The organism is Erwinia sp. AK-PDG3-5, assembly GCF_056821705.1.
In genome coordinates this window covers 3,858,093-3,881,173 of sequence record NZ_CM165967.1, presented here as the reverse complement: position 1 = coordinate 3,881,173, position 23,081 = coordinate 3,858,093, and the positions used below count along the sequence as shown (strand labels likewise).

Below are 23,081 nucleotides of genomic sequence, written 5' to 3'. Positions count from 1 at the left end.
TGAATGAAAGCCGCAAGCAACAAGAAGGTTAAACGCAGCGAGAATCCGGCCAGCTTTGTAAGCTGGCGTTTTGCGTTGTTGTGCGGCTGCATTTTCCTTGGCCTGGTCTTCCTGCTCTCCCGTGTGGCTTATCTGCAGGTGATTAACCCGGACAAACTGGTGCGCGAAGGCGATATGCGTTCTCTTCGCGTGCAGGCGGTGCCCACGTCTCGCGGCATGATTACCGACCGCGCCGGACGCCCTCTGGCGGTCAGCGTGCCGGTCAATGCTATCTGGGCTGACCCGAAAGAACTTCACGATAAGGGCGGTATTACTCTTGATAGCCGCTGGAAAGCGCTGTCGGATGCCCTGTCCATTCCGCTGGACCAGCTTGCCGCCCGAGTCAACGCCAATCCGAAAGGCCGCTTTGTCTATCTGGCGCGCCAGGTCAATCCTGCCATCGGCGATTACATCAAAAAACTGAAGCTGCCCGGCATCTTCCTGCGCGAAGAGTCACGCCGTTATTACCCGGCAGGCCAGGTCACCTCGCACCTGATTGGTTTCACCAATATTGATGGCCAGGGGATTGAAGGCGTTGAGAAAAGCTTCGATAAATGGCTGACCGGCCAACCGGGTGAGCGAACGGTGCGTAAAGACCGCCACGGCCGCGTGATTGAAGACATCTCCTCGGTCGACAGTCGTGCTGCGCATAATCTCGCGCTGAGCATCGACGAACGTTTACAGGCGCTGGTCTACCGCGAACTCAACAACGCAGTGGCCTTCAATAAAGCCGAGTCCGGCACCGCAGTGTTGGTTGATGTCAACACCGGCGAAGTGCTGGCAATGGCCAACAGCCCGGCTTACAACCCCAATAATCTCACTGGCACCACCAAAGACGTGATGCGTAACCGCGCCATCACCGACATCTTTGAACCGGGTTCTACCGTGAAACCGATGGTGGTGATGACCGCGCTGCAACGTGGCGTGGTGAAAGAAAACAGCGTGCTGAATACCGTTCCGTACCGCGTCAATGGCCATGAAATTAAAGACGTGGCGCGCTACAACGAACTGACCCTGACCGGGGTTCTGCAGAAATCGAGTAACGTTGGTGTTTCAAAGCTGGCGTTAGCGATGCCATCCTCAGCGTTAGTAGATACTTACGCACGCTTTGGATTGGGTAAGGCGACCAATTTGGGGTTGGTCGGAGAAAGCAGTGGCTTATATCCTCAAAAACAACGGTGGTCTGACATAGAGAGGGCCACCTTCTCTTTCGGCTACGGGCTAATGGTAACGCCGTTACAGTTAGCGCGAGTCTACTCAACGATTGGCAGTTATGGCGTTCTGCGCCCGCTGTCTATTACCAAAGTTGATCCGCCGGTGGCGGGCGAACGCGTCTTCCCTGAAGAGCTGGTCCGTACCGTCATGCATATGATGGAGAGCGTTGCTCTGCCGGGCGGCGGCGGCGTGAAGGCCGCGATCAAGGGTTATCGTATCGCCATTAAAACGGGTACCGCGAAGAAAGTCGGGCCGGATGGTGGATACGTTAACAAGTACATTGCTTATACCGCAGGTGTTGCACCTGCAAGCCGTCCTCGTTTTGCGCTGGTTGTGGTGATTAACGATCCACAGGGTGGCAAATATTACGGTGGTGCAGTTTCTGCACCGGTGTTTGGCGCGATCATGGGCGGCGTTCTGCGCACCATGAATATTGAACCGGATGCGCTGCCACCGACACCGACGGAAAAAACCGAGATGGTAGAGAACAGAAGAGAGGGATCCAGTGACCGATCGTAGTTTGCGCGACTTACTGGCCCCGTGGGTGCCTGGTGCACCTGAGCGGGCGCTGCATGAAATGATCCTGGACAGCCGCGAGGCCGCGTCCGGCGATCTGTTCGTCGCGATTAAAGGTCATGCGGCCGATGGTCGCCGCTTTATTCCACAAGCTATCGCCCAGGGCGTTGCTGCGGTGATAGCCGATGCAGAGGGTGAAGCTGAAGATGGCGACATCACCGAAATGCACGGCGTGCCGGTGATTTATCTCGCACAGCTTTCGCAGCGTTTATCGGCGCTGGCCGGACGCTTCTACCAGCAGCCGGGCGATAAGCTCCGTCTGATTGGTGTGACCGGCACCAACGGTAAGACCACGACGACGCAGCTGCTGGCGCAATGGGGCCAGTTACTGGGTGAAACCGGCGCGGTGATGGGGACCGTGGGCAATGGCCTCTACGGCCATCTTGTTCCGGCAGAAAACACCACCGGTTCTGCGGTTGAGGTTCAGCAAACGTTGCACTCACTGGTTGAGCAGGGCGCGACGCTGGCGGCAATGGAGATCTCTTCGCACGGTCTGGTACAGCATCGCGTTGCGGCACTGCCTTTCGCCGCGGCCGCTTTCACCAATCTGAGCCGTGACCACCTTGATTATCATGGTGATATGGCGCGCTACGAAGCCGCGAAATGGTTGCTGTTCTCTGAACATCAGGTCGGCCAGATCATCGTCAATGCCGATGATGAAGTCGGTCGCCGCTGGTTGCAGAAGCTGCCGGATGCGGTCGCCGTCACCATGGAAGACAACATTGATCCCGGCTGCCATGGCCGCTGGCTGCAGGCGACCGAAGTCGATTACCACGACAACGGCGCTAAAATCCGTTTTGATTCCAGCTGGGGCGAAGGCGAAATTGAAAGCCGCCTGATGGGCGCCTTCAACGTCAGTAACCTGCTGGTGGCGTTAGGCACGCTGCTGGCTCTGGGCTATCCGCTGGATTCGCTGATTGCCACCGGCAATCAACTGCAACCGGTAACGGGCCGTATGGAAGTGTTCAGTGCGCCAGGCAAACCGACGGTAGTGGTGGATTATGCCCACACGCCGGATGCGCTGGAAAAAGCGCTGGAAGCCGCGCGTCTGCACTGTAAAGGCAAACTGTGGTGTGTCTTTGGCTGCGGCGGCGATCGTGACAAAGGTAAGCGCCCACTTATGGGAGCTATCGCCGAGCAATTCTCTGACGTGGTGGTGATCACTGATGACAACCCGCGCAGCGAAGATCCGGCGGCTATCGTCGCCGATGTGCTGAGCGGCCTGCTGGATGCCGGTCGCGCTCGCGTTATGCCTGGTCGTGCGCAAGCGGTCACTAACACGGTGATGCAGGCGCAGGATGGCGACATCGTGCTGGTTGCCGGTAAAGGCCACGAAGATTATCAGATAGTTGGCAACCGCCGACTGGACTACTCAGACCGCATTACGGTCGCCCGTCTGCTGGGAGTGATCGCATGATTACACTGACGCTGCAAAAGCTGGCCGACTTAACTGGCGGCAAACTGTTCGGTGGTGACCTCTCCGTCGATGAAGTCACCACCGATACTCGCAAAGTCAGCGCGGGTTGCCTGTTCATCGCTCTACAGGGTGAACGTTTTAATGCCCATGACTTTGTTGGTGAGGCGATGGCGGCCGGTGCATCTGCACTTCTGGTGAGTAAGCACTTAACTGTTGCTGTGCCTCAGGTCGTGGTAGCTGATACCCGCATCGCGCTGGGTCAGCTGGCCGGCTGGGTGCGCCAGCAATCCACCGCGCGCGTGGTGGCTCTGACCGGATCCTCAGGTAAAACCTCGGTGAAAGAGATGACGGCCGCCATTCTTCGTGAATGTGGCGAGACGCTCTATACCGCAGGAAACCTGAATAATGATATCGGGGTACCGCTGACCCTGTTGCGCCTGAATGCCTCGCATCAATATGCCGTCGTCGAGCTGGGTGCCAATCACCAGGGCGAAATTGCTTACACCACAGAAATTACCCGTCCTGAAACGGCGCTGGTGAATAACCTGGCGGCCGCGCATCTGGAAGGATTTGGATCGCTGGCGGGTGTGGCAAAAGCCAAAGGCGAAATTTTCCAGGGATTGCCGATCAACGGCACGGCGATCCTCAATGCAGACAGCAATGACTGGCCGCACTGGCAGCATTCCCTGCACAGCAAAACGGTCTGGCGTTTTTCCTCCGCGCCGCAAGCTGACAGCGACTTCTCCGCGACCGACGTTAAGGTCACCAGCAGCGGTACGCACTTCGTGATGATCACGCCTGCTGGCAGCATCGCCATTCAGCTCCCGCTGCCGGGACGTCACAACATCGCCAATGCGCTGGCCGCTGCGGCACTGGCATTGTCGGTCGATGCTCCATTAAGCGCTATCCAGAAGGGATTAAGCCATCTTCAGGCCGTACCGGGACGTTTATATCCGGTAGCGTTGGCAGAGAACAAACTGCTGCTGGATGACAGTTACAACGCCAACGTCGGTTCAATGACGGCTGCCGCACAGGTGCTGTCCGAGATGCCGGGTTACCGCGTAATGGTGGTGGGCGATATGGGCGAGCTGGGCGATGAGGCAGAAGAGTGCCACCGCGAAGTGGGCGAAGCCGCACGGCTGGCAGGAATCGATAAAGTTCTGAGCGTTGGCAAGATGAGTCACCTTATCAGTGAAGCCAGCGGCGCAGGAGAGCATTTACAAGACAAGGCGGCCGTTACGGCACGTCTGCAGACGCTGCTCGCTGAGCATGACGTCATCACTATTTTAGTCAAAGGTTCGCGTAGTGCCGCCATGGAGCAGGTAGTACAGAGCTTACAGGAGAAAGGAACATGCTAGTCTGGCTGGCCGAACATTTGGTCACTTTTTATTCTGGCTTTAACGTCTTTTCCTATCTGACGTTTCGCGCCATTGTCAGCCTGCTGACCGCCCTGTTTATCTCTTTGTGGATGGGGCCGAAAATGATCGCCCGTCTGCAGGAAATGTCCTTTGGTCAGGTCGTCCGTAACGACGGTCCGGAATCACACTTCAGCAAACGCGGCACGCCAACGATGGGCGGGGTGATGATCCTGTTCTCCATCACCGTATCCGTGCTGATGTGGGCTTATCCTTCTAACCCGTACGTGTGGTGCGTGCTGGTGGTATTAGTCGGCTTCGGCATCATCGGATTTGTCGACGACTACCGCAAAGTGGTGCGTAAAGACACCAAAGGGCTGATCGCACGCTGGAAATACTTCTGGATGTCGGTGATCTCGCTGGGTGTCGCCTTCGGGTTGTACATCGCCGGGAAAGGGACGCCAGCCACTGAGTTAGTGGTGCCGTTCTTCAAAGACATCATGCCCCAGCTGGGCCTGTTCTATGTGGTGCTGGCGTACTTCGTGATTGTCGGCACCGGTAACGCCGTTAACCTGACCGATGGCCTCGATGGCCTGGCCATTATGCCGACCGTGTTTGTCGCCGCCGGTTTTGCGCTGGTTGCCTGGGCAACGGGTAACGTTAAGTTTGCGGAATACCTGCATATCCCTTATCTGCGCCATGCCGGCGAGTTGGTGATCGTCTGTACGGCGATCGTCGGTGCCGGTCTGGGCTTCCTGTGGTTCAACACCTATCCGGCTCAGGTGTTTATGGGCGATGTCGGCTCACTGGCGCTGGGCGGCGCGCTCGGCACCATCGCCGTGCTGCTGCGTCAGGAATTCCTGCTGGTGATCATGGGCGGCGTGTTTGTGGTTGAAACCCTGTCAGTGATCCTGCAGGTGGGTTCCTTCAAATTACGCGGTCAGCGCATTTTCCGTATGGCGCCGATCCACCACCATTACGAACTTAAAGGCTGGCCGGAGCCGCGTGTGATTGTGCGCTTCTGGATTATTTCTCTGATGCTGGTGCTGATTGGCCTGGCAACACTGAAGGTGCGGTAACAATGGCTGACTATCAGGGTAAAAAAGTGGTCATTATCGGGTTGGGCCTGACCGGGCTCTCCTGTGTTGATTTCTTTTTAGCGCGCGGCGTGACGCCACGCGTGATGGATACCCGTGTCGCCCCGCCGGGCCTCGATAAACTGCCCGCCAGCGTTGAGCGCTGGTTGGGTTCGCTGAATGACAACTGGTTGCAGAGCGCTGATTTGATCGTTGCCAGCCCGGGTATGGCGCTGGCGCATCCGTCGTTAATGGATGCCGCGCAAGCGGGTGTGGAAATCGTCGGGGATATCGAGCTGTTCTGCCGTGAAGCCCAGGCGCCGATCGTGGCGATCACCGGCTCCAATGGCAAAAGCACCGTGACCACCTTAGTGGGCGATATGGCGAAGGCGGCCGGATGGCAGGTTGGCGTGGGGGGCAATATTGGTTTGCCTGCGCTGATGCTGTTGGAGCAACCGGCGCAACTGTATGTGCTGGAGCTGTCGAGCTTCCAGCTGGAAACGACCGCCAGCCTGAAGGCCGCCGCGGCAACAATCCTCAATGTTACTGAAGATCATATGGATCGCTATCCGTTAGGCATGCAGCAGTACCGTGCCGCCAAACTGCGCGTCTATGAAAACGCTGCCGTCTGCGTGGTCAACGCCGATGATGCGATGACCTTCCCGGTACGTGGACTGGATGCGCGCTGCGTCAGCTTTGGCATCAACGCCGGCGATTATCACCTCGCAACGGAATCTGGCCAGAGCTGGCTGAACGTGAAGGGTGACAACCTGATGAAAACCAGCGACATGACGCTGGTTGGTCAGCATAACCAGACCAATGCGCTGGCTGCTCTGGCACTGGCTGAGGCCGTTGGTCTGCCGCTGGCATCCAGCCTGAAAGCCTTATCCACCTTTAGCGGGTTGGCGCACCGCTTCCAGATTGCGCTGGATCGTAACGGCGTGCGCTGGATTAATGATTCCAAAGCCACCAACGTCGGCAGTACCGAAGCGGCGTTGAACGGACTGCAGGTGCAGGGCACCCTGTGGCTGCTGCTGGGTGGCGATGGCAAGTCGGCTGATTTCAGCCCGCTGACCCGCTACCTGCAGGGCGATAACGTCCGCACTTACTGCTTTGGTCGTGATGCGCAAGCGCTGGCTGAGCTGCGCCCTGAGATCGCCGTACGCACAGACACGCTGGCAGACGCGATGAAGCAGATCGCCACGCGGGTGAAGCCAGGCGATATGGTGCTGCTTTCCCCAGCCTGCGCCAGCCTGGACCAGTTTAAAAACTTCGAGCAGCGCGGCGACGCGTTCACTCAACTGGCAAAGGAGCTTGGCTGATGCGTTTACCAGGATTAAGCCTTGCCGGTGGCGTCACGAATCGTCTGAAAGATTGGGTGATGGGCCCACGCGAGAGCGACGCCAGCTCAATGGTTCTTTATGATCGCACGCTGCTGTGGCTGACCATCGGTCTGGCGATCATTGGATTTGTGATGGTGACCTCGGCGTCGATGCCGGTCGGTCAGCGTTTGTCTGACGATCCGTTCTATTTTGCCAAGCGTGATGCATTCTATATTGCGCTGGCGGTCGGCATGGCGCTGGTAACGCTGCGCGTGCCGATGGATTTCTGGCAGCGTTACAGCAATATCATGCTGCTGGTGACGGTAGTGATGCTGTTAGTGGTGCTGGTGGTGGGCAGCTCGGTCAACGGCGCCTCACGCTGGATTGCATTGGGCCCGCTGCGTATTCAGCCCGCAGAGCTCTCCAAGCTGTCGTTATTCTGCTACCTGGCGAGCTATCTGGTGCGCAAGGTGGAAGAGGTGCGTAACAACTTCTGGGGCTTCTGCAAGCCGATGGGTGTGATGGTGGTGCTGGCGGTGTTACTGCTGGCTCAGCCTGACCTGGGTACGGTGGTGGTGCTGTTCGTCACCACGCTGGCGATGCTGTTCCTCGCCGGGGCAAAACTCTGGCAGTTCCTGGCGATCATCGGCTCCGGTATTTTCGCAGTTTGCCTGCTGATTGTGGCCGAACCGTACCGTATGCGCCGCGTCACGTCCTTCTGGAATCCCTGGGAAGATCCGTTCGGCAGCGGCTACCAGCTGACCCAGTCTCTGATGGCTTTTGGTCGTGGGGAATTCTGGGGCCAGGGGCTGGGAAATTCAGTGCAGAAACTGGAATATCTGCCGGAGGCACATACCGATTTTATCTTCTCCATTATCGGTGAGGAACTGGGTTATATCGGTGTGGTTTTAGCCCTGTTAATGGTATTCTTCGTCGCTTTTCGCGCGATGTCCATTGGTCGTCGTGCGCTTGAGCTTGACCAGCGTTTTTCCGGCTTCCTTGGATGCTCGATTGGCGTGTGGTTCAGCTTCCAGGCGCTGGTTAACGTTGGCGCTGCAGCGGGCATGTTACCGACCAAAGGTCTGACGTTGCCGCTGATCAGTTACGGTGGTTCGAGTTTGATCATCATGTCGACCGCCATCGTGTTTTTGTTACGTATTGATTATGAAACGCGTCTGGCAAAAGCGCAGGCGTTTACGCGGGGTAGTCGATGAAAGGGAAGCGACTGATGGTAATGGCTGGCGGAACCGGTGGGCACGTTTTCCCCGGGCTGGCGGTTGCGCATCATCTGATGGATCAGGGCTGGCAGGTTCGCTGGTTGGGCACGGCCGATCGTATGGAAGCCGATTTGGTTCCTAAGCACGGCATCGACATCGATTTTATCCGGATCTCCGGCCTGCGCGGTAAAGGCCTGAAGGCGCAGCTCACCGCGCCAATGCGTATTTTCAACGCGGTGCGTCAGGCCAGAGCCATCATGAAGGCCTACAAGCCGGATGTGGTGCTGGGGATGGGCGGCTACGTTTCCGGCCCGGGTGGCTTAGCGGCCTGGAGCTGCGGTATCCCGGTGGTGCTGCATGAGCAGAACGGTATTGCCGGCCTGACCAACAAATGGCTGGCGAAAATTGCTAAAAAGGTGATGCAGGCATTCCCTGGCGCCTTCCCCAATGCCGACGTTGTTGGCAACCCGGTGCGTACCGATGTGCTGGCGCTGCCGTTACCGGCTGAACGTCTGGCCAACCGCAGTGGCCCAATCCGCGTGCTGATCATCGGCGGAAGCCAGGGCGCGCGGGTGCTGAACCAGACCATGCCTCAGGTTGCGGCGCTGTTGGGTGACTCAGTTACCCTCTGGCACCAGGTAGGGAAGGGGGCTCTGGAAGGCGTGAATCAGGTTTATGAGCAGTTAAACCTGACGCAGCATAAAGTCACCGAATTTATCGACGATATGGCTGCGGCCTATGCCTGGGCAGACGTCGTCGTTTGCCGTTCAGGTGCGCTGACGGTCAGTGAAGTCGCCGCCGCAGGCTTACCGGCGATTTTTGTCCCGTTTCAGCATAAAGACCGCCAGCAGTACTGGAATGCGATACCGCTGGAGCAGGCGGGCGCCGCCAAAATTTATGAACAGCCGCAGTTTACTGCGGAGGGTGTGGCAGACACGCTGGCCCGTTGGGATCGACCGACTTTACTGCAAATGGCAGAAAAAGCGCGTGCCGTAGCGATCCCCGATGCGACCGACCGGGTTGCAGCGGAAGTCAGTAAAGCTGCGCTTTAACAGAATTTCAGGCCCGGAGCATTCCGGTCCGCAACACGCTACTGAAAGGGTGCGACAGGCAGAAGAGATGAATACACAACAACTGGCAAAACTGCGTTCCATAGTGCCCGAGATGCGTCGCGTCCGGCACATTCACTTTGTTGGCATCGGTGGTGCTGGCATGGGCGGTATTGCCGAAGTGTTGGCCAATGAAGGGTATGAAATCAGTGGTTCCGACCTGGCACCGAATGCGGTGACTCAGCATCTGAGCAACCTGGGTGCGACCATTTATTTCAACCATCGCCCTGAGAACGTCAGTGACGCCAGCGTGGTGGTGGTGTCTACCGCGGTGTCTCAGGATAACCCTGAAGTCGTTGCCGCGCGTGAAGCGCGTATCCCGGTGATCCGCCGCGCAGAAATGCTGGCTGAACTGATGCGTTACCGCCACGGCATTGCTGTTGCCGGCACGCACGGTAAAACCACCACCACCGCGATGGTTTCAAGCATTTATGCGGAAGGCGGACTGGATCCGACTTTTGTCAACGGTGGCCTGGTCAAAGCCGCCGGCACACACGCCCGTCTGGGAAGCAGCCGTTATCTGATTGCTGAAGCCGACGAGAGCGATGCCTCCTTCCTGCATTTGCAGCCGATGGTGGCGATTGTGACCAATATCGAAGCCGACCATATGGATACTTACCATGGCGACTTTGAGAACCTGAAACAGACGTTCGTGAACTTCCTGCACAATCTGCCGTTTTATGGCCGTGCGGTGTTGTGCATTGACGATGCGGTGATCCGCGAGTTGATCCCGCGTATCAGCCGCCATATCACCACCTACGGCTTCAGCGAGGATGCTGACGTCCGGGTAGAGAATTACCAGCAGAATGGCGCTCAGGGACATTTCACCCTGGTCCGTCACGACAAGCCGTTGATGCACGTGACCCTGAATGCGCCGGGCCGTCATAACGCGCTGAATGCGGCGGCAGCGGTTGCGGTTGCGACCGAAGAAGGCATTGAAGATGCAGAGATCCTCAGTGCGCTGGAGAGCTTCCAGGGCACGGGACGCCGCTTTGACTTCCTGGGGGAATACCCGGTGCAGGCGGCCAACGGTACTGCCGGCACGGCGATGCTGGTTGATGATTACGGCCACCATCCGACCGAAGTGGATGTGACCATTAAAGCCGCCCGTGCGGGCTGGCCGGACAAGCAGTTGGTGATGGTGTTCCAGCCGCACCGCTATTCACGTACGCGTGATTTGTATGACGATTTCGCTAACGTGCTGTCTCAGGTCGATGTGTTGCTGATGCTGGATGTCTATCCGGCCGGTGAAGCACCGATCCCCGGCGCGGACAGCCGTTCACTCTGTCGCACCATCCGTGGCCGTGGCAAAGTGGATCCAATCCTGGTCTCTGACCACGATGCGGTGCTCGATATGCTGGCACCAAAACTGTCCGGCAACGATTTAATCCTGATTCAGGGTGCAGGCAACGTCGGCCGTATTGCCCGCACGCTGTCAGAACAAAAGTTACAACTGCAGAATAAAGAAGGGGAACATCATGGCTGAGAAAGTAGCGGTATTGCTGGGTGGCACCTCTGCGGAGCGAGAAGTCTCGCTGATGTCAGGTAATGCAGTGCTGGCCGGGCTGATTGAAGCCGGTATTGATGCACATGCGGTAGATATCCGTGATTTCCCGGTGATGCGCCTGAAAGAAGAGGGCTTTGATAAAGCCTTTATCGCACTGCACGGTCGCGGTGGCGAAGATGGCACGCTGCAGGGCGTGCTGGAGTTCTTGTCCATCCCTTATACCGGCAGCGGCGTAATGGCGTCGGCCATTACTATGGACAAATTGCGTACCAAATTCCTCTGGCAGGGCTGTGGTCTTCCGGTCTCTCCTTATGTGGCGCTGACCCGTAAGGAAATGGACGCCGGACTGACGCCCGAGACGGAAGCAAAAATCGCCGCGCTGGGCTTGCCGGTTTTCGTAAAACCAAGTTGCGAAGGTTCCAGCGTTGGCATCAGCCGGGTGAACAGCGCTGACACGCTTCAGGCTGCGCTGGTTGAAGCGTTCCGCCATGACGACGATGTGTTGGTCGAAGCGTTTTTAAGCGGCCCGGAATACACCGTAGCGGTGATTGGCGATGAAATATTGCCTTCAATACGCATAAAGGTGGTTTCTGAATTCTATGACTATGAAGCAAAATACTTTTCTGACGATACTGAATACTTCTGCCCAAGCGGATTGTCTGCTGAACAGGAAGCTGAACTGAGCGATATCGTGATTAAAGCCTGGCGCGCATTAGGCTGTAGTGGCTGGGGACGTGTTGACGTGATGATGGGCGGCGACGGTCAGTTCTACCTGCTGGAAGTGAACACTTCCCCAGGCATGACCGGGCACAGTCTGGTGCCGATGGCGGGTAAGCAGGCGGGGTTGAGTTTCTCCCAGCTGGTCGCGCGCATTCTGGAGCTGGCGGACTGATATGTCCCAGGCTGCTCTGAATGTTCGAAACCGTGAGGCGCAGGAAAAAGCGCGATCCGGGCGCAGTAATGGCTCCAGACTGGCAGGCATCATCTTTCTGACGATCGTGCTTGGCGTGGTGATCGCCGCCGGATTTGTGGTGGTGAAGTGGATGGATGATGCCTCAAGGCAGCCGCTGTCAAAGCTGGTGGTGACCGGGCAGACCCACTACACCACCAACGACGATATTCGCCAGGCAATTTTGTCGCTGGGCGCGCCGGGAACGTTTATGTCCCAGGATGTCGACGTCATCCAGCAGCAGATTGAACGTCTGCCGTGGATCCAGCAGGTCAGCGTGCGCAAGCAATGGCCTGACGAGCTGAAGATCCATCTGGTTGAGTATGTGCCCGTTGCGCGCTGGAACGACCTGCATATGGTTGATGCAGACGGAAAGTCATTCTCCGTGCCGGCTAACCACATTGGCAAGGAAGAGATGCCAATGCTGTATGGCCCGGAAGGGAGCGAAACAGAAGTGCTGACCGGCTATCACCAGATGAGCGATCTGCTGGCGGCAAGCAAATTTAAATTGAAGGTGGCGTCGATGACCGCAAGGCGGTCCTGGCAACTGGTGTTGAGCGATGATGTCCGTCTGGAACTGGGACGTAACGAAGATATGAAGCGTTTAAAACGTTTCATTCAGCTCTACCCCACGCTGCAGCAGCAGGGACAGGCAGAAAACAAACGTATCACTTACGTGGATCTGCGGTACGACTCTGGCGCGGCAGTAGGATGGGCACCGGCAGAAATTAAGACCCCCGACAATAATCAGCAACAGAATCAGGCACAGGTTAAACAACAATGATCAAGTCGACGGACAGAAAACTGGTAGTTGGACTCGAGATTGGCACCGCGAAGGTTGCCGCTTTGGTAGGGGAAATTCTGCCCGATGGCATGGTCAATATCATTGGCGTGGGCAGCTGTCCTTCCCGCGGAATGGATAAAGGCGGGGTGAACGACCTCGAATCCGTGGTCAAATGTGTTCAGCGTGCGATCGACCAGGCTGAGCTGATGGCTGATTGTCAGATTTCGTCGGTTTACCTTGCATTATCGGGCAAACACATCAGTTGCCAGAACGAAATAGGGATGGTTCCTATTTCCGAAGAGGAAGTGACACAGGAAGATGTGGAGAACGTGGTACACACCGCCAAATCCGTCCGTGTTCGTGACGAGCACCGCATCCTCCATGTTATTCCGCAAGAATATGCGATCGACTATCAGGAAGGGATCAAAAATCCGGTCGGCTTGTCCGGCGTGAGAATGCAGGCAAAAGTGCATTTGATCACCTGTCACAACGATATGGCGAAAAACATTGTAAAAGCCGTTGAACGATGTGGCCTGAAAGTTGACCAATTGATTTTCGCCGGTCTGGCATCCAGCTTTGCGGTGCTGACTGAAGATGAGCGTGAGCTGGGCGTCTGCGTAGTGGACGTTGGCGGCGGCACCATGGATATCGCGGTTTACACCGGTGGCGCGCTGCGTCACACCAAGGTGATCCCATATGCTGGTAACGTTGTGACCAGCGACATCGCTTATGCGTTTGGCACACCACCGACCGATGCGGAAGCGATTAAAGTTCGCCACGGTTGCGCGCTGGGTTCCATCGTCGGTAAAGACGAAAATGTCGAAGTGCCAAGCGTTGGTGGACGTCCACCGAGAAGTCTGCAACGTCAGACGCTGGCAGAGGTCATTGAACCTCGCTACACCGAACTGCTGAATCTGGTCAATGACGAGATCCTGCAGTTGCAGGAACAGCTTCGCCAACAGGGCGTTAAGCACCATCTGGCAGCGGGTATCGTCCTGACCGGTGGCGCAGCACAAATTGAAGGATTAGCGGCTTGCGCCCAGCGTGTGTTCCACACGCAGGTGCGTATCGGACAGCCGTTAAACATCACAGGATTAACGGATTACGCGCAGGAGCCGTACTACTCAACAGCGGTTGGCTTACTGCACTACGGAAAAGAGTCACACCTTAACGGTGAGGCGGATGTCGAAAAAAGAGCCTCAGTGGGCAACTGGTTCAAACGAATCAACAGCTGGCTGAGAAAAGAGTTTTAATTTAGAGAAAAGGGGATCATGCTAGACTTTTTGTGATCTCCAGGCGACAGGCACATAACGGAGAGAAATTATGTTTGAACCAATGGAATTAACCAATGACGCGGTGATTAAAGTCATCGGCGTCGGCGGCGGCGGCGGCAACGCCGTAGAGCATATGGTGCGTGAGCGCATCGAAGGTGTTGAGTTCTTTGCAGTAAACACGGACGCGCAGGCGTTACGTAAAACTGCGGTTGGCCAGACTATCCAGATTGGTAATGGTATTACCAAAGGTCTGGGTGCCGGTGCGAACCCGGAAGTGGGTCGTAACTCGGCAGAAGAAGACCGTGAAGCACTGCGTCAGGCACTTGATGGTGCAGACATGGTGTTCATCGCTGCAGGCATGGGTGGCGGTACCGGTACCGGTGCAGCGCCAGTTGTCGCTGAAGTTGCAAAAGAATTGGGTATCCTGACGGTTGCTGTGGTGACCAAGCCCTTCAATTTTGAAGGCAAGAAGCGCATGGCATTCGCCGAGCAGGGTATCGCTGAGCTGTCCAAGCATGTCGATTCACTGATTACTATTCCAAACGACAAGCTGCTGAAAGTGCTCGGCCGTGGTATCTCACTGCTGGATGCGTTTGGCGCAGCGAACGACGTGCTGAAAGGCGCGGTGCAGGGTATTGCCGAACTGATTACCCGTCCTGGCCTGATGAACGTCGACTTTGCTGACGTGCGCACCGTGATGTCCGAAATGGGCTACGCGATGATGGGTTCTGGCGTGGCGTGCGGTGAAGACCGTGCAGAAGAAGCGGCCGAAATGGCGATTTCCAGCCCACTGCTGGAAGATATCGACCTGTCTGGCGCGCGTGGTGTGTTGGTTAACATCACCGCCGGATTCGACCTGCGTCTGGATGAGTTTGAAACGGTGGGTAACACCATCCGTGCGTTTGCTTCTGACAATGCGACCGTGGTTATCGGCACCTCGCTGGACCCGGAAATGAACGACGAACTGCGCGTAACCGTCGTGGCTACCGGTATTGGCATGGACAAGCGTCCAGAGATTACCCTGGTCACTAACAAGCAGCAGCAGACTCAGCCTGTTATGGATCACCGTTACCAGCAGCACGGTATGGCACCGCTTCCTCAGGAGCAGAAACCTGCCGCTAAAGTGGTCAACGATCCGAGCACGCAAACTAACAAAGAGCCTGATTACCTTGATATTCCGGCCTTCCTGCGTAAGCAGGCGGATTAGGAATTTCCTGAGAATTGGGATTCTCCGCTCTTTGTGTTAAAATGTTCGCCCGTCAGTAAGTTATACTGGCGGTCGGATGAGTAATTTTGCGAGATAATACGATGATCAAACAACGGACATTAAAACGTATCGTTCAGACGACTGGAGTCGGTTTACATACCGGCAAAAAAGTCACGCTGACGTTGCGCCCCGCGTCGGCTAATACCGGGGTCATCTATCGTCGCACTGACTTGAATCCACCGGTAGATTTCCCGGCTGATGCCAAATCCGTGCGTGATACCATGCTCTGTACTTGCCTGGTTAATGAGCATGACGTGCGTATTTCGACAGTCGAACACCTGAACGCAGCACTTGCGGGTCTGGGCATCGATAACATCGTGGTGGAAGTGAACGCGCCAGAAATTCCTATTATGGATGGCAGCGCCGCCCCCTTTGTTTATCTGCTGATGGACGCAGGCATCGAAGAACTGAATTCTGCGAAGAAATTTGTCCGCATCAAACAGCCAGTCCGGGTTGAAGATGGTGACAAATGGGCCGAGTTTACGCCGCACAACGGTTTTAAGTTGGATTTCACCATCGACTTTAACCATCCGGCGATCGATTCCGGTTCACAGCGCTACAGCATGGATTTCTCTGCTGAAGCCTTTGCACGTCAGATCAGTCGTGCCCGTACGTTCGGCTTTATGCGTGATATCGAAGCATTGCAGTCCCGTGGCCTGTGCCTCGGCGGCAGTTTTGACTGTGCAATCGTGGTGGATGATTACCGCGTGTTGAACGAAGACGGTTTACGTTTTGAAGACGAATTCGTCCGTCACAAAATGCTGGATGCCATCGGTGACCTGTTCATGTGTGGCCACAACATTATCGGCGCATTCACTGCCTATAAATCAGGTCATGCACTAAACAACAAGCTGCTTCAGGCGGTTCTGGCTAAGCAAGAAGCCTGGGAATGGGCAACGTTCGAGGACGAAGCCGAGTTGCCAGTGACCTTCAGAGCACCAAATCTGGTGTGGGCATAAAGTCAGCATTACTTATTACGACTGGTTGAGCTGGTACTCTCTCCGGCCAGTGAGGCCAGTCGTTCTATCGTCTTCTTCAGTTTTTCAGAGCCCCGGCTCGCCACACTCCGCAGTATCTCCGCACTCTGTTCACTCAGTTGACGTCCCGGCGAATTTTCTTCTGCTTCAGGTCGACCGCCGCTTTTTTGCACGCTTTCCTGCCCTTTTGCAGCCAGTGAAGGATTTATCGTGATGTCGATTGCCGTCAATGATGGTAATATTTGCGCTCGTAAAGCTGACAGCAGGCTGGATTGTTCATAGCGTAAGCGCATCATCCAACTGGCATTAGCGGTTTCGAGCACCAGAATGCCCTGGCGAAAATTGGCCACGCGGCACCAGGGATGCATCTGCGCAGGAAGAATACCCTGCACGGCCCGGTTCAGTTTGTTTAGCGCAATGGCGCGCTGCTGAATGGATTGCAGCATACCTTTGGCATCGGTGACTTCGAATAAATTTTCAATTGAATGCGGGCGACTATCACGCATAGCAAGCTCCGGCGGAAACAGTGATCGGAATTCTAAATCGTTGGCGACAACTTGGCAGACGTTATTTCTGGCCGCATCTCCTGTTGGGGATGGTCGCGGCTGGTCTTGGCCTGCCTCACGCTGCCAGCGACCGGACAACTTTACCAGAAACCGCCTCCCGAAGCCTGAATATCAGCAATGGCGTGCGCTTCGACAGCCTCGCACTGCTGCAGGAAAGCGTCCGTCGTCCTAATTTTAACGTGGATTACTGGCATCAGCACGCCATCCGCACCGTTATTCGGCATCTCTCCTTCACGCTAACGCCAGCCAATCAGCCCACTGCCGAGCAGGTTATGCCGCTTGAAGTGCAGAAACTGGCGCTGCTGGATACGCTGAACGCCTTACTGACGCACGAAGCCAGACCGCCGACGATCATTCGTCAGACCACTGAGCCTCAGAGCGCAGCAAAACCCCGTTATCAGACCGGCCTGTGGCTTGCTCAGGTTCAGGGCATTCGTGCCGGACCTGCCTCTCTCGCGTAACGTCTACGTTCATTACACCTACCTTATAATTAAGCGCTTCACCACGTCATGTGGTGGCTGAGAGAAAGTATTTACTATGTTAATCAAATTATTAACCAAAGTTTTTGGCAGTAGCAATGACCGCACCCTGCGCCGTATGCGCAAAGTCGTCGATCAGATCACCAAAATGGAACCGGATTTTGAGAAGCTGTCTGATGATGAGCTGAAGGCCAAAACCGTTGAGTTCCGCGCCCGTCTGGCAAAAGGCGAAGTGCTGGAAAACCTGATCCCGGAAGCCTTTGCTACCGTTCGTGAAGCCAGTAAGCGTGTATTTGGTATGCGTCACTTTGACGTACAGCTGCTGGGCGGCATGGTACTGAATGACCGTTGCATCGCTGAAATGCGTACTGGTGAGGGTAAAACCCTGACCGCAACGCTGCCAGCTTACCTGAATGCCCTGAGCGGCGAAGGCGTCCACGTGGTCACGGTCAATGACTATCTGGCCTCTCGTGATGCGGAAAACAACCGTGCGCTGTTCGAGTTCCTTGGCCTGAGCATTGGTATCAACCTGCCAGGTATGCCAGCACCGGCCAAGCGTGAAGCGTATGCTGCCGATATTACCTACGGCACCAACAACGAATACGGCTTCGACTACCTGCGTGACAACATGGCCTTCAGCCCTGAAGACCGTGTACAGCGTAAGCTGAACTATGCGCTGGTGGATGAGGTTGACTCCATCCTGATCGATGAAGCCCGTACCCCACTGATTATCTCGGGTCCGGCGGAAGACAGCTCTGAGCTGTACATCAAGGTCAACAAAATCATCCCAAGCCTGATCCGTCAGGAAAAAGAAGATTCCGACAGCTTCCAGGGCGAAGGCCACTTCTCAGTAGATGAGAAAGCCCGCCAGGTTCACTTGACCGAACGGGGTTTGGTGGCGATTGAAGAGCTGATGGTCAGCGAAGGCATCATGGAAGAGGGCGAGTCGCTGTACTCCCCAGGCAACATCATGATGATGCACCACGTGACCGCCGCTCTGCGTTCTCATGTGCTATTCACCCGCGACGTTGACTACATTGTAAAAGACGGCGAAGTGATCATCGTTGATGAACACACCGGCCGTACCATGCAGGGACGTCGCTGGTCTGACGGTCTGCATCAGGCAATTGAAGCGAAAGAAGGCGTGGAAATCCAGAATGAGAACCAGACTCTGGCTTCCATCACTTTCCAGAACTACTTCCGTCTTTACAACAAACTGGCCGGGATGACCGGTACAGCGGACACCGAAGCGTTCGAATTCAGCTCGATCTATAAGCTGGAAACTATTGTTGTACCAACCAACCGTCCGATGGTGCGTAAAGATCTGGCCGATCTGGTCTACATGACCGAGAAAGAGAAGATCGACGCGATCATCGAAGACATCCGCGAGCGTACCGCGAATGGTCAGCCGGTGCTGGTGGGTACCATCTCCATTGAGAAATCCGAAGTGGTTTCTGAGCAGCTGTCACTTGCCAAGATTGAGCACGCGGTACTGAACGCCAAATTCCACGCCCGCGAAGCAGATATCGTGGCGCAGGCAGGTCAGCCGGGTGCCGTCACCATCGCCACCAACATGGCGGGTCGTGGTACAGACATCGTGCTGGGCGGCAGCTGGCAGGCAGAGATTGCTGAACTGGAAAATCCAACCGCAGAACAGATCGACGCGATTAAAAGCGCGTGGAAAATCCGTCATGATGCGGTACTGGCATCGGGCGGTCTGCACATCATTGGTACCGAGCGTCATGAATCACGTCGTATCGATAACCAGTTGCGCGGCCGTTCGGGTCGTCAGGGTGATAACGGTTCATCCCGTTTCTACCTGTCGATGGAAGATGCGTTGATGCGTATTTTCGCCTCCGATCGCGTGTCTAATATGATGCGTAAACTGGGCATGAAGCCTGGTGAAGCGATTGAACACCCGTGGGTGACCAAAGCGATCGCCAACGCCCAGCGTAAAGTGGAAAGCCGTAACTTCGATATTCGTAAGCAGCTGCTGGAATATGATGACGTTGCTAACGATCAGCGTCGTGCGATTTACTCTCAGCGTAATGAACTGCTGGACGTATCAGACGTATCAGAAACTATCAGCAGCATCCGCGAAGACGTGTTCAAAACCACGCTGGACACCTTCATTCCACCGCAGTCCCTGGAAGAAATGTGGGATGTGCAAGGTCTGCAAGAGCGTCTGAAAAACGACTTCGATCTGGATATGCCGGTGGCAGAATGGCTGGATAAAGAGCCAGAACTGCATGAAGAGACGCTGCGCGAGCGCATCATGCAACACGCGAAAGAGCAGTATCTGCGCAAAGAAGAAGTGGTTGGCGTCGAGATGATGCGTAACTTCGAGAAAGGCGTCATGCTGCAAACGCTGGATTCCTTGTGGAAAGAGCACCTGGCCGCAATGGATTATCTGCGTCAGGGTATCCACCTGCGTGGTTATGCGCAGAAGGATCCGAAGCAGGAATACAAACGTGAATCCTTCGCCATGTTTGCTGCGATGCTGGAATCACTGAAATATGAAGTGATCAGTACGCTGTGCAAAGTTCAGGTACGTATGCCTGAAGAAGTGGAAGCAATGGAAGAGCAGCGCCGTGAAGAAGCTGAACGCCTGGCTAGCCAGCAGCAGCTGAGCCACGTTGATGTTGAAACCGAAGCCGCCATCGAGATGGCAGATCAAACCGGCGAGCGTAAAGTTGGCCGTAACGATCTTTGCCCATGTGGTTCAGGTAAAAAATACAAGCAGTGTCACGGTCGTCTTGCTTAACAGCAGACGGTGACCATTAAAGGGCTGGAGAAAATTCTCCGGCCCTTTTTTTATGCCTCACCAGGGTTGCAGATAAACAATAACCAGCCGCTAACTGCCAGCGCCGCGCCAAACGGAAAGGGATCGCGCAATGGACGTCCTGACAGCCACTGCATTATGCCTAAAGCAATTAGCGAGGCGAGCGAGGCCATCAGCACCAGTATGGGCAGCCGGAACACCCCGAGCCAGGCACCCAGTGCAGCAAGCAACTTCGCATCTCCCAGCCCCAGTCCTTCTTTTTTGCAGACCATCCGGTAGCCATAGGAAAGTAGCGCCAGCACCGTAAAGCCAGCCGCCGCGCCAAGCACCGCCTCGGTGAGAAGCAGTGAGGGAATCACGCCTGCGACGTTGCCGAGCAGTCCCAGCCACAGCAGCGAGAGGGTCAGTACATCTGGAAGCAGCAGATAGCGCAGGTCGATAACGATCAACGCCAGCAGTATCCAGCTTAACAACAGGGAAGCGGGCAGCAGCCGGGCGGGGAGCACTGCGGCTACCAGCAATGAAATGCCGCAACAGAGCGTTGGCAGCAGCCAGAAGCCGGGAATACCTTCACGGCTGATCTCGAAGGACACACCCCGTATCTTAGCGGGCAACCAGTCACTCAGCAGCCAGACCAGGCTGCCCATCATCGTGCCGATCAGGCCTGTCGTTAGCCAGATGCCACTTGCCCATAACAGCCCCGATCCCTGTAATGCCTGCACCATCATTTCCCCTCCCCGGTCCCCATGCTTCAGTCGCATTTGCCGGTACTATACGCCTCAGTTGAGGTCGCAGAACGTACAGGTGATGATTACATTGCCTTGCAAAGCAGATTTTCGGGCGGGCTCGAAACAGGCGGATTCTGGCTTGCCATTCCCCGTCAACGCTGGAATAGTGGCGAGGTGTAAAGTTTCTCAGAGTGAAAGTGAATGAAGCAGCTGCAAGTGGCGGTAGGTATTATCCGCGATCAAAACCAGAATATTTTCCTCGCACGGCGTTCAGCCAGCTCGCATATGGCGAACATGTGGGAGTTCCCGGGTGGCAAAATTGAAGCGGGTGAAACGCCTGAAGAGGCGCTAAAGCGTGAGCTGCATGAAGAGACGGGCATTGAGGTTGAAAACGCCGTGGCGTATGGCTCAGGGGAGCATGGCGACAGCAGCTTCCACGTGACGCTGCACTTCTTTATTGTCGATCGCTGGCAGGGAGAACCTTATGGCCGCGAAGGGCAACCGCAGCGCTGGGTAGCGCAACGGGAATTAGTAGCGGATGAATTTCCTCCCGCCAATGCCGCAATCGTTCGTCGACTGCTGGCTGAAGTGCTTTAACAAGCTTCCCGCCAGCCATGGCGGGAGCATCTTAATCGTGGTTTGGGTCGTGCTCGCTCCAGCCTTCGCTTTCTGAATGCTGGTCATTACTGGCAATACGTTTTTCTTCCGCCGCCCATTCCCCAAGGTCGATTAACTGACAGCGTTTGCAGCAAAATGGCCGCCACGGGCTCAGTTCATCCCAAATCACCTCTTTCGCACAGGTCGGGCAGTTAACAACTATCACATCATCTTTATTCATCAGGCAAAACCTTAACAACAGGCAAGTTCAAAATCGAGGCGTGCCGGCACTTCACCGCGTTCACTGTCTAATGGCAGAAAACGAATTGCATAGCGGCTTTTGTGACCGGAAACCTGCGGGTATAGGGAATCATCCAGCGAAAGCTGAAGCCGAAGGAGCTCGGCACCTTCGCCGTTGTCCTGGAAAAAACCGTTGACGCTGGTTTGGGTACGGAACTCACCAGACTGACGGATCAAATCCAGAATTTGGGTCAGCGCTTCGCGGATGGGCATCAGCGATTCCATCCAGACCGCAACCTGGGCATCACGCTGTTCCTGTCCGACATGGAGCCAGATATGCAGAGTCGGCAGATCGAAGCTGCAACAGCCGCCGGGAATACTCAGCCGCTGGCGTACCAGGCCAATCAGACGATCTTCACGCATCAGCTGACCCATTCGTGGGGCGGCCATCAGCGTGCCGGAACAGGCTTTAAGCTTGTCGCGCAGCGTATCGATCAGTTCCATATCCACACCCGGCACATCCGCCCAGGCGCGCAATTTCTGCTGCTGTTTTTCCAGCTCTTTCACAATGTCAGTGCGTAATTCGCCGCGTTCAAACACATCAAGCAGTTCGGCCGCGTTACGGAAAAAGGTCAGTGCTCCAAGCGGATCGGTTATGGTTCGGCTGTTTTCTAACTGGCTGGTTAAAAACTCGATTCTTAGCCAGGTGCGCATTTTTTCGTTCAGTGGATACTCAAATAGAATCGTTGTGCTCATGCTGTTAATCCTGGTCAATGGCCCCGGCCAGCTGGCGATATTGCTGGTCAAGCAGGGCAACGCGCGCGGTCACCGACTCGGGTGACCCGCCGTTATCAATAATGTCGTCTGCTACCGCAAGGCGCTGTTCGCGCGATACCTGGGCAGCCAGAATATGTTCCGCCTGTTCGCGGCTGATACCATCCCTGGCGATGGTGCGTCTTAACTGGGTCTCACGATCCACGTCGACGACCAGCACCCGGTTCGCCAGATGCTGAAGATTGTTTTCAACCAGGAGCGGCACGACCCACAAACACCAAACGGAGTGAGTTAGCGCGAGCTGGCGGCGTGTTTCTGCCTGAATAAGGGGATGGAGCAGGGCGTTGAGCCAGGTTTTATCCTCCCCCGAGGTGAAAATGCGCTGACGCAGCGCTTTACGATCGAGGCTGCCATCACTTTGCATCACGTCTGCACCAAATCGCTGGCGGATCGCAGCAAGCGCTGGCTGGCCTGGCTCGACGACCTGACGGGCAATCACATCAGCATCGACGATATCCACACCTCTGTCGGCAAAGGCGTTGGCAATGGTGGTTTTTCCGCTGCCGATGCCACCGGTCAGCGCAACAGTATAGCGCATAAGCCTCTTCTCTCCTGGCTCTGAGTGTGGGCAGTCGGTATCGCGGAGGATTAACAAGGCGGCTACTGGCTTAAAAATGAGGCACCGGTCACACGAGCGGATAGCAGATAAATTTATGAGATTGTAGCGTAAATAAACCTGCTTTCGCAGTCTTGTCCGCGCGATTTTAGCGCGTATGATAGCGTCACTGGAGCTGGCAATTGCTGACTTTCGCGCCATCAACCAGGAAACCT

At 55.8% G+C, this 23,081-nt stretch carries 21 protein-coding genes; 16 read left to right on the top strand and 5 right to left on the bottom strand.

The window, feature by feature from the left end; all coding sequences use genetic code 11:
- The first annotated feature begins 3 nt into the window (after positions 1 to 3).
- The 13 genes from AC1UKS_RS18110 to lpxC all read left to right on the top strand — a co-directional run bounded on the left by AC1UKS_RS18110 (position 4) and on the right by lpxC (position 16,066).
- Positions 4 to 1,773 carry a peptidoglycan glycosyltransferase FtsI gene (locus AC1UKS_RS18110; RefSeq protein ID WP_013200750.1) on the top strand — a complete coding sequence of 590 codons (1,770 nt, stop codon included), beginning with the start codon at positions 4 to 6 and terminating at the stop codon, positions 1,771 to 1,773.
- On the top strand, positions 1,760 to 3,247 hold the full coding sequence (gene murE / locus AC1UKS_RS18105; protein WP_206404431.1) for a UDP-N-acetylmuramoyl-L-alanyl-D-glutamate--2,6-diaminopimelate ligase: 1,488 nt from the start codon (positions 1,760 to 1,762) through the stop codon (positions 3,245 to 3,247). Before AC1UKS_RS18110 ends, murE begins: the two co-directional genes overlap by 14 nt.
- On the top strand, positions 3,244 to 4,605 hold the full coding sequence (gene murF / locus AC1UKS_RS18100) for a UDP-N-acetylmuramoyl-tripeptide--D-alanyl-D-alanine ligase (RefSeq protein ID WP_482434726.1): 1,362 nt from the start codon (positions 3,244 to 3,246) through the stop codon (positions 4,603 to 4,605). Before murE ends, murF begins: the two co-directional genes overlap by 4 nt.
- Entirely contained in the window at positions 4,599 to 5,681 is a 1,083-nt protein-coding gene (gene mraY, locus AC1UKS_RS18095; RefSeq protein WP_013200753.1) for a phospho-N-acetylmuramoyl-pentapeptide-transferase, read from the top strand. The genes murF and mraY overlap by 7 nt, the downstream gene beginning before the upstream one ends.
- 2 nt (positions 5,682 to 5,683) lie before the next feature.
- Positions 5,684 to 7,000, top strand: a complete 1,317-nt coding sequence (gene murD, locus AC1UKS_RS18090) for a UDP-N-acetylmuramoyl-L-alanine--D-glutamate ligase (protein WP_482434725.1) — start codon at positions 5,684 to 5,686, stop codon at positions 6,998 to 7,000.
- Entirely contained in the window at positions 7,000 to 8,214 is a 1,215-nt protein-coding gene (gene ftsW / locus AC1UKS_RS18085) for a cell division protein FtsW (RefSeq protein ID WP_013200755.1), read from the top strand. Before murD ends, ftsW begins: the two co-directional genes overlap by 1 nt.
- Entirely contained in the window at positions 8,211 to 9,269 is a 1,059-nt protein-coding gene (gene murG / locus AC1UKS_RS18080) for an undecaprenyldiphospho-muramoylpentapeptide beta-N-acetylglucosaminyltransferase (protein ID WP_482434724.1), read from the top strand. The genes ftsW and murG overlap by 4 nt, the downstream gene beginning before the upstream one ends.
- Before the next feature lie 67 nt (positions 9,270 to 9,336).
- A complete protein-coding gene (gene murC / locus AC1UKS_RS18075; protein WP_013200757.1) occupies positions 9,337 to 10,812 on the top strand; it encodes a UDP-N-acetylmuramate--L-alanine ligase in 1,476 nt (491 codons plus the stop codon).
- Positions 10,805 to 11,725 carry a D-alanine--D-alanine ligase gene (locus AC1UKS_RS18070; RefSeq protein ID WP_105760793.1) on the top strand — a complete coding sequence of 307 codons (921 nt, stop codon included), beginning with the start codon at positions 10,805 to 10,807 and terminating at the stop codon, positions 11,723 to 11,725. Before murC ends, AC1UKS_RS18070 begins: the two co-directional genes overlap by 8 nt.
- Before the next feature lies 1 nt (position 11,726).
- The gene (ftsQ, locus tag AC1UKS_RS18065; RefSeq protein WP_265908846.1) at positions 11,727 to 12,566 is read left to right on the top strand and encodes a cell division protein FtsQ; all 840 of its coding nucleotides are present in this window, start codon (positions 11,727 to 11,729) and stop codon (positions 12,564 to 12,566) included.
- The gene (gene ftsA, locus AC1UKS_RS18060; RefSeq protein WP_013200760.1) at positions 12,563 to 13,819 is read left to right on the top strand and encodes a cell division protein FtsA; all 1,257 of its coding nucleotides are present in this window, start codon (positions 12,563 to 12,565) and stop codon (positions 13,817 to 13,819) included. Before ftsQ ends, ftsA begins: the two co-directional genes overlap by 4 nt.
- Before the next feature lie 70 nt (positions 13,820 to 13,889).
- The gene (gene ftsZ, locus AC1UKS_RS18055) at positions 13,890 to 15,047 is read left to right on the top strand and encodes a cell division protein FtsZ (RefSeq protein WP_013200761.1); all 1,158 of its coding nucleotides are present in this window, start codon (positions 13,890 to 13,892) and stop codon (positions 15,045 to 15,047) included.
- 101 nt (positions 15,048 to 15,148) lie between these two features.
- The gene (gene lpxC / locus AC1UKS_RS18050; protein WP_053145520.1) at positions 15,149 to 16,066 is read left to right on the top strand and encodes a UDP-3-O-acyl-N-acetylglucosamine deacetylase; all 918 of its coding nucleotides are present in this window, start codon (positions 15,149 to 15,151) and stop codon (positions 16,064 to 16,066) included.
- Between the two features lie 8 nt (positions 16,067 to 16,074).
- On the opposite strand, the gene AC1UKS_RS18045 is transcribed toward lpxC, so the two are convergent.
- Positions 16,075 to 16,590, bottom strand: a complete 516-nt coding sequence (locus AC1UKS_RS18045; protein WP_013200763.1) for a DUF721 domain-containing protein — start codon at positions 16,588 to 16,590, stop codon at positions 16,075 to 16,077.
- A 20-nt stretch (positions 16,591 to 16,610) separates the two neighbouring features.
- Between AC1UKS_RS18045 and secM the strand changes: the two genes are divergently transcribed.
- Both secM and secA read left to right on the top strand, forming a co-directional pair.
- On the top strand, positions 16,611 to 17,111 hold the full coding sequence (gene secM / locus AC1UKS_RS18040) for a secA translation cis-regulator SecM (RefSeq protein WP_053140249.1): 501 nt from the start codon (positions 16,611 to 16,613) through the stop codon (positions 17,109 to 17,111).
- Positions 17,112 to 17,187: 76 nt separating this feature from the next.
- Positions 17,188 to 19,893: a preprotein translocase subunit SecA gene (secA, locus tag AC1UKS_RS18035; protein ID WP_151038255.1), complete on the top strand. Its 2,706-nt coding sequence runs from the start codon at positions 17,188 to 17,190 to the stop codon at positions 19,891 to 19,893.
- Positions 19,894 to 19,943: 50 nt separating this feature from the next.
- Here the strand turns inward: secA and AC1UKS_RS18030 are convergent, their stop codons facing one another.
- A complete protein-coding gene (locus AC1UKS_RS18030; RefSeq protein ID WP_482434723.1) occupies positions 19,944 to 20,639 on the bottom strand; it encodes a prepilin peptidase in 696 nt (231 codons plus the stop codon).
- 201 nt (positions 20,640 to 20,840) lie between these two features.
- Between AC1UKS_RS18030 and mutT the strand changes: the two genes are divergently transcribed.
- Positions 20,841 to 21,236 (top strand): 8-oxo-dGTP diphosphatase MutT, encoded by a 396-nt coding sequence (gene mutT, locus AC1UKS_RS18025; protein ID WP_265908842.1) that lies wholly within the window; start codon positions 20,841 to 20,843, stop codon positions 21,234 to 21,236.
- Between the two features lie 31 nt (positions 21,237 to 21,267).
- Here the strand turns inward: mutT and yacG are convergent, their stop codons facing one another.
- Genes yacG through coaE form a run of 3 tightly spaced genes read right to left on the bottom strand, consistent with a single transcriptional unit; the run spans position 21,268 to position 22,848 of the window.
- Complete coding sequence (gene yacG / locus AC1UKS_RS18020; RefSeq protein ID WP_013200768.1) at positions 21,268 to 21,477, bottom strand: DNA gyrase inhibitor YacG; 210 nt, start codon at positions 21,475 to 21,477, stop codon at positions 21,268 to 21,270.
- A gap of 11 nt (positions 21,478 to 21,488) precedes the next feature.
- Positions 21,489 to 22,232, bottom strand: coding sequence for a cell division protein ZapD (zapD, locus tag AC1UKS_RS18015; RefSeq protein ID WP_265908841.1), 744 nt, complete (start codon positions 22,230 to 22,232; stop codon positions 21,489 to 21,491).
- A gap of 4 nt (positions 22,233 to 22,236) precedes the next feature.
- On the bottom strand, positions 22,237 to 22,848 hold the full coding sequence (gene coaE / locus AC1UKS_RS18010; protein ID WP_013200770.1) for a dephospho-CoA kinase: 612 nt from the start codon (positions 22,846 to 22,848) through the stop codon (positions 22,237 to 22,239).
- Between the last annotated feature and the right edge of the window lie 233 nt (positions 22,849 to 23,081).

Excerpts from the sequence above, each read along its gene's own strand:
- AC1UKS_RS18110 (WP_013200750.1), top strand. The coding sequence starts at position 4 with ATGAAAGCCGCAAGCAACAAGAAGGTTAAACGCAGCGAGAATCCGGCC.
- murF (WP_482434726.1), top strand. The coding sequence starts at position 3,244 with ATGATTACACTGACGCTGCAAAAGCTGGCCGACTTAACTGGCGGCAAA.
- mraY (WP_013200753.1), top strand. The coding sequence starts at position 4,599 with ATGCTAGTCTGGCTGGCCGAACATTTGGTCACTTTTTATTCTGGCTTT.
- murD (WP_482434725.1), top strand. The coding sequence starts at position 5,684 with ATGGCTGACTATCAGGGTAAAAAAGTGGTCATTATCGGGTTGGGCCTG.
- ftsW (WP_013200755.1), top strand. The coding sequence starts at position 7,000 with ATGCGTTTACCAGGATTAAGCCTTGCCGGTGGCGTCACGAATCGTCTG.
- murG (WP_482434724.1), top strand. The coding sequence starts at position 8,211 with ATGAAAGGGAAGCGACTGATGGTAATGGCTGGCGGAACCGGTGGGCAC.
- murC (WP_013200757.1), top strand. The coding sequence starts at position 9,337 with ATGAATACACAACAACTGGCAAAACTGCGTTCCATAGTGCCCGAGATG.
- AC1UKS_RS18070 (WP_105760793.1), top strand. The coding sequence starts at position 10,805 with ATGGCTGAGAAAGTAGCGGTATTGCTGGGTGGCACCTCTGCGGAGCGA.
- ftsQ (WP_265908846.1), top strand. The coding sequence starts at position 11,727 with ATGTCCCAGGCTGCTCTGAATGTTCGAAACCGTGAGGCGCAGGAAAAA.
- ftsA (WP_013200760.1), top strand. The coding sequence starts at position 12,563 with ATGATCAAGTCGACGGACAGAAAACTGGTAGTTGGACTCGAGATTGGC.
- ftsZ (WP_013200761.1), top strand. The coding sequence starts at position 13,890 with ATGTTTGAACCAATGGAATTAACCAATGACGCGGTGATTAAAGTCATC.
- lpxC (WP_053145520.1), top strand. The coding sequence starts at position 15,149 with ATGATCAAACAACGGACATTAAAACGTATCGTTCAGACGACTGGAGTC.
- AC1UKS_RS18045 (WP_013200763.1), bottom strand. The coding sequence starts at position 16,590 with ATGCGTGATAGTCGCCCGCATTCAATTGAAAATTTATTCGAAGTCACC.
- secA (WP_151038255.1), top strand. The coding sequence starts at position 17,188 with ATGTTAATCAAATTATTAACCAAAGTTTTTGGCAGTAGCAATGACCGC.
- AC1UKS_RS18030 (WP_482434723.1), bottom strand. The coding sequence starts at position 20,639 with ATGATGGTGCAGGCATTACAGGGATCGGGGCTGTTATGGGCAAGTGGC.
- mutT (WP_265908842.1), top strand. The coding sequence starts at position 20,841 with ATGAAGCAGCTGCAAGTGGCGGTAGGTATTATCCGCGATCAAAACCAG.
- yacG (WP_013200768.1), bottom strand. The coding sequence starts at position 21,477 with ATGAATAAAGATGATGTGATAGTTGTTAACTGCCCGACCTGTGCGAAA.
- zapD (WP_265908841.1), bottom strand. The coding sequence starts at position 22,232 with ATGAGCACAACGATTCTATTTGAGTATCCACTGAACGAAAAAATGCGC.
- coaE (WP_013200770.1), bottom strand. The coding sequence starts at position 22,848 with ATGCGCTATACTGTTGCGCTGACCGGTGGCATCGGCAGCGGAAAAACC.